Genomic DNA, 1593 nt, shown 5'->3' with positions numbered 1-1593 from the left:
ACCGGCGCGATCGGCAACGTGCCGTTCGGTAAGTACGGCGTCTACGACCCGATCCACAACGCCGACGGTCATTCCCTGCACAACCAGTTCATCGTGAAGTCCCTCGCCCTGACCGCACCCGGTGGCTCAGGACATGCGTTCCACGCTGATTCCGGCGATCGTGTCGAGGTCGTCGATGAGAGCAGCGGTACCGGACATCACGGCGAAGTCGTCGTCGATGCCGCATTCGGCAAGCCAGGCATGGTCACTGGGCCAGATCAGGTTCGGCCATTCCCGCCAGAACCCTGCCGGTGTCGGATTCCAGCCCATCTCGGGGGCCGCGGCAACGGGTCCGGCGAAGAGCACATAGTGCATGCCGTCGATCTCCGCACGCGGTCCGTGCAGGATCATCGACGGTAGCGCGGGTTTCGGGGGCGGAGGAGCCTTCTGTCCCTCCCTCAGGTAAGGGGTGAACGCATGCGGGGTGTCGTTGATCCATGCTCGGCCGTCCCACACACCGAACCAGCACTGAGCGCCGGCGGTGGTGTGACGGTCCAAGACCGTGCACACGTGCTTGAGCACCGCGGCCGGTAGGTCGCCGAACTCCTGATCGGGTTCGAGGTGGCGTAGGACAGTACGCACTGGATACCCGGTATGGATGGTGCGCGGCGGCGCGCCCAACTGTCGTGCCGGCGCCGTCTCGGTTTGCGGGATGAGACCCCGCGCCCGCCACCGCGCCCAAACAGCGTCATCGTCGATGACCGCGTCGCTGTGGCCTCTGGCAGTGTCCGACGACTTGATCGAGGCGAGGGCGAAGGTCGGATATCCGTCGCCCCACCACTCGATTCCGCCGTCGATCGTCAACACTTCCGCCTGGTTGCCTAGCGGCTCGCACACCGACAGCCGCGACAGGTACTCGGCGAACTCCCGCACGCTGTCCCGCCGATCCGATGCAGGGACGTAGCCGCGATACCCGAGGACCCGGGGCCACCACCGCGACCGGTACACAATGCGCACGTACTCGGGCTGGTAGTCCACGCCAGCGGACACCACATCAGTGTTCGCGTCGGCCGTGATCATCTCCACCGCGGCATCGAGCACCCGCTGCGACCACGCACGTCGGCGTTCACGATCTCTCGCGTACAGGCGTTTTCGGATCCCCACCCCGCGACGATATCCCGATTCCGGCGCCAGCCCGGAGGACCGGCAGCGGCAGGGCCAGCCCTGCCCGCTCAACTGCCGACGAAGATCACGACACTCGCTCCCGAGCAGTGCTCCGGCAGCGTGTTGCATCGGATCGAACAGTTCTTAGTTCTACGTCCAACCGTTTCGAGAAGGAAACACCCGGGCGCAGTTCGCGTTCTTCACACAACTCAGTGCGGACGCCGGGTACACCTTCGACGCCGAACGATTCCAGCCTGTCGAGGCGAACCTTCCTCACGCGAGCTCATCGGTGGGTGACCTTCGCGAGCAGTTCGTGTGGGGGCGATACGAGTACATGCAGACGGGGGAGACAACACTGCTGCGCGAGACCATCGACGCGGCCGTTGTGGTTTCCGCCTCACCGCACGATCCAGAAGCGGCGACTGCCGGTCCCAGTTACGACGTGAGCGC

1 protein-coding gene is annotated in these 1593 nt (G+C 65.3%); it reads right to left on the bottom strand.

The window, feature by feature from the left end; translation table 11 throughout:
- Positions 1–126: 126 nt before the first annotated feature.
- The gene (locus WAW17_RS11725; RefSeq protein ID WP_422333151.1) at positions 127–1143 is read right to left on the bottom strand and encodes a hypothetical protein; all 1017 of its coding nucleotides are present in this window, start codon (positions 1141–1143) and stop codon (positions 127–129) included.
- Positions 1144–1593: the final 450 nt, after the last annotated feature.

The organism is Rhodococcus sp. (in: high G+C Gram-positive bacteria), from assembly GCF_049286785.1.
GTDB lineage: Bacteria > Actinomycetota > Actinomycetes > Mycobacteriales > Mycobacteriaceae > Rhodococcus_F.
The sequence above is the reverse complement of the archived record's forward strand: the minus strand, read 5'-3'. Positions and strand labels throughout refer to the sequence as shown.